The organism is Lysobacter zhanggongensis, from assembly GCF_046638635.1.
Taxonomy (GTDB): domain Bacteria; phylum Pseudomonadota; class Gammaproteobacteria; order Xanthomonadales; family Xanthomonadaceae; genus Novilysobacter; species Novilysobacter luteus.
Genome location: NZ_JBJXHK010000136.1, coordinates 1 through 3,465 on the forward strand (window position 1 = coordinate 1; position 3,465 = coordinate 3,465).

Here is a 3,465-nt window from a genome sequence, read left to right on the forward strand (position 1 = left end):
GGCCGCTGGGGCGGTCTGCGCGTCGGCCGGTGCGACGAAGCCGGCGAACGCCAGCACCATCGCCAGCACGGCGCCGATGCGCATCAAGCGGGCCGCCAGGCCGGCGCCGCTGCGGCGGCCCTTGATGGCGACGATCTGTCGGGGCGTGCTCATGCGGGCTTCTTTCCGAACTGCTGCGCGAGCACCTGGGCGAACGGCGACGGGCCGTTGGCGGGCATCGGCAACGGCTGCTCGAGGGTGTGCAGGGTGCGCGTGCCGCCGGGGCCGGTAGCCAGCAGCAGCTGGGTCTCGCCGACGGCCACGACCACCACGCGTTCGCGCGGGCCGAGTGCCAGCGAGCCCACGACCTTGAGCGCCGGGTTGCTGGCGCCGCCCAGGCCGGGGACCCGCTTGGCGAGCCAGGCCAACAACAGGATGAAACCGATCACCAGCAGCAGCGTGACCACCGTGGTGCCGACCATGCCGGCGCCGCTCTGCGGCTCGCCGAACGACGGCGCGGCGGTGGTGGAGGCGGTGGTGGTCGTGGCGACCGGCTGCCCTTCGGCGAACGCGGTGGCGGCGGTGCGCGTAGTGGCGGGCGAGGGCACCGGCGCCGCGGCAGCGCCGGTGGTTGCGACGGTCGCGTCATTGATGCTCGCCGCCGGCGTATCGGCGGTGCCAGGCGCCGACGTTGCGGACGCAGCGGCCTCCGATGCGGGCGGCAACGGTTCGACCCGCGCCACGCCGCTGGTCGCGGCCAGCGGCCAGGTCTGCGCCGCGACCGACACGTCGCTGGAGATCGGCGAGGGGTTCATCGCAGCCGCTTGATCCGCTCGGCCGGGCTGACCACGTCGGTCAGGCGCACCCCGAAGCGGTCGTTGACCACGACCACCTCGCCCTGCGCGATCAGCGTGCCGTTGACGAACACGTCGAGCGGTTCGCCGGCGCCGCGCTCCAGCTCGACCACGGAACCCTGGTTGAGCTGCAGCAGGTTGCGGATCGGGATGCGCGTGCGGCCGACCTCCAGTGACAGCGATACCGAGACGTCGAGGATCACGTCGAGGTTGAGGTCGACGCCGGTGGAGGCATCGGCGGTCAGCGTCTCGAACGAGGCGCGGGCCGGGTCGGCAAGGGCGGAGTCGTGTGCGTTCATGGCGTTGTCAGGCTGGCAAGGGAGGGGACGGAGCGGGCGGCGTGGACGGAGGTGACCTTGATCGCGTTGCGGCCGTTGTGGCTGCCGAACTCGCCGGAGAACAGCGGCATCTGCTCGACCTGCAGCTGCACGGTCTGCGGCAGGTCGATCGGGATGACGTCGCCGACCTTGAGCCGGCACAACTCGCGCAGGCTGATCTGGCGCTGCGTCAGCGCGCAGGCCAGCTCGACCTCGGCGTCCTGCAGCTGGGTGCGCATCGCACGCGTCCAGCCCTCATCGCGCTCGACCCGGTCGCTCTGCACACCGGCGTCGAGCTGCTCGCGGATCGGCTCGAGCATCGAGTACGGCAGCGAGACGTGGAACTCGCCACCGCCGCCCTCGAGCTCCACGTGGAAGCGGCTGACGACGATGTACTCGCGCGGACTGATGATGTTGGCGAAGTGCGGGTTGACCTCGGAGTTGAGGTACTCGAACTCCACCGGCATCACTGGCGCCCACGCCTCGACCAGGTCGGCGAAGGTCTGCTTGAGCAGCAACTGGATGACGCGCATCTCGGTGGCGGTGAACTCGCGCCCCTCGATGCGGGTGTGGTACTTGCCGTTGCCGCCGAAGAAGTTGTCGACCACGGTGAACACCAGCCGCGGCTCGTAGACCACCAGCGCGGTGCCGCGCAGCGGCTTCATCTTCACCATGTTGAGGTTGTTGGGCACCTGCAGCGAGTGCATGTACTCGCCGAAGCGCATCAGGTCGACGCCACGCACCGACAGGTCTGCAGAGCGTCGCAGCAGGTTGAACAGGCCGATGCGCCAGGTGCGCGCAAAGCGCTCGTTGATCATCTCCAGCGTCGGCAGCCGGCCGCGAACGATCCGGTCCTGGCTGGCGAAGTCGTAGCTGCGGGCCTCGCCGGGCGCCGGCGGGGCGTCCTCGGTGTCGACCGCGCCGCTGTCGACGCCATGCAGCAGGGCGTCGATTTCGTCTTGTGACAGCAGGTCGCTGCTCATGGGGTCGTATCCGGATGCGTTACTGGGTGACCAGGCTGGTGAACAGCACGGCCTCGACCTTGCTGGCGGCGGACTCGGCGCGCAGCACCGCGACCACTTCGGCGCGAGCCTTTTCCTGCAGGCGTTCCTTGCCGCTGCGCTGCACCAGCTGGGCGGCGGTCTGCTGGCCGAACAGCAGCAGCAGGCGGTTACGGATTGCCGGGGTGTGCACTTCGAGCGCGGCGGCGGTGGCCGCGTCGCGGGTCATGATCTGCACGTCCGCCTGCAGGTACCGGACCGCGTCGGTGTCGGCCAGGTTGACCACGAACGCCGGCTCCAGCGCGTAGTAGCTGGCCGGGGGGCGCGCCGGCTTGGCTGGTGTCGTCGTGGTGCCCGCCGCGGCAGGCGCCGCGCGGGTCTGCATGAACCACCAGGCACCCCCGCCGGCGATCGCCAGCAGCAGGACGACGACGATGATCCAGGGCAGCTTGCTGCCGCTGGCGGCAGGGGCGGTGGAACTCTGGGCAGGCACGCGGACACTCCATCTGTGGGTGCCCAGCTCCGTGCAAGGGGTGTGCCGCGACGCGGACCGGACCCCTGCCGGGGAATTGACGCGGAGATGAACGGACCGGTGACCGCTTGTCGACGCGGCCGCGTGCGCAATGCCCCGGCCCATGTAGGAGCGGCTTCAGCCGCGATCGGCGGGCGGTGTCTGATACCGGGGCATTCGATCGCGGCTGAAGCCGCTCCTACAGCGGGTCGGAGGCTCAGGCGTACTCGTCCAGCAGTCCGCGGGTGTGGGTGAACCGGGCCGGGCGCTCGATCGGGTCGTTGTCTTCGCCCGGGCCGCGTGCGGTGTCGCTGCCGCGGTCCGCGTTGCCCTGGCCGTCGCGCGCCGCCTCGTTGCCACCGTGGCCGACGTTGCTGTGGGCCAGCTGCAGGCCGTGCTGGTCGAGCATGTCGCGCAGGCGGCCGACGCTGCTTTCCAATGCCTGGCGGACGTCGGCATTGGCGGAGTGGAACTCGGCGGTGACGCGGTTGCCGTCGATCTGCAGGCGCACGTCGATGGTGCCGAGGGTTTCGGGGTTCAGGCGGATCTCGGCGCGGCCGATGCGCTGCTCGGCGAGCCAGCCGATGCGTGCGCCGAAGGCGTCGTCGAAGCCGGCGTCGGGGTCGGCGGGGAACGCGAGCGCGGGCTGGCTGATGGCGGTGGCGGCACGGGTGGTCGTGGTCGCTGGCGCGGTGGCGCCCGGCGGCAACGTGCGCTCACCCGGTTCGAAGTCGGGAAGCGCGTCGGGCGTGGCGGTGTCCAGCGAAGGCTCGAGCATTGCCGCGAATTCGACGGCTGCCGCA

At 71.0% G+C, this 3,465-nt stretch carries 5 protein-coding genes; all 5 read right to left on the reverse strand.

The window, feature by feature from the left end; all coding sequences use genetic code 11:
* Nucleotides 1-149 precede the first annotated feature (149 nt).
* Entirely contained in the window at nt 150-794 is a 645-nt protein-coding gene (fliO, locus tag ACKVMH_RS13025; RefSeq protein ID WP_412700611.1) for a flagellar biosynthetic protein FliO, read from the reverse strand.
* Nucleotides 791-1,132, reverse strand: coding sequence for a flagellar motor switch protein FliN (gene fliN / locus ACKVMH_RS13030; RefSeq protein ID WP_215219641.1), 342 nt, complete (start codon nt 1,130-1,132; stop codon nt 791-793). Before fliN ends, fliO begins: the two co-directional genes overlap by 4 nt.
* Nucleotides 1,129-2,133, reverse strand: coding sequence for a flagellar motor switch protein FliM (gene fliM / locus ACKVMH_RS13035; RefSeq protein WP_215219642.1), 1,005 nt, complete (start codon nt 2,131-2,133; stop codon nt 1,129-1,131). The genes fliN and fliM overlap by 4 nt, the downstream gene beginning before the upstream one ends.
* 19 nt (nt 2,134-2,152) lie before the next feature.
* Nucleotides 2,153-2,644, reverse strand: coding sequence for a flagellar basal body-associated FliL family protein (locus ACKVMH_RS13040; RefSeq protein WP_215219643.1), 492 nt, complete (start codon nt 2,642-2,644; stop codon nt 2,153-2,155).
* 235 nt (nt 2,645-2,879) lie between these two features.
* The coding region (locus ACKVMH_RS13045; RefSeq protein WP_412700612.1) for a flagellar hook-length control protein FliK at nt 2,880-3,465 on the reverse strand (586 nt) is incomplete at its 5' end.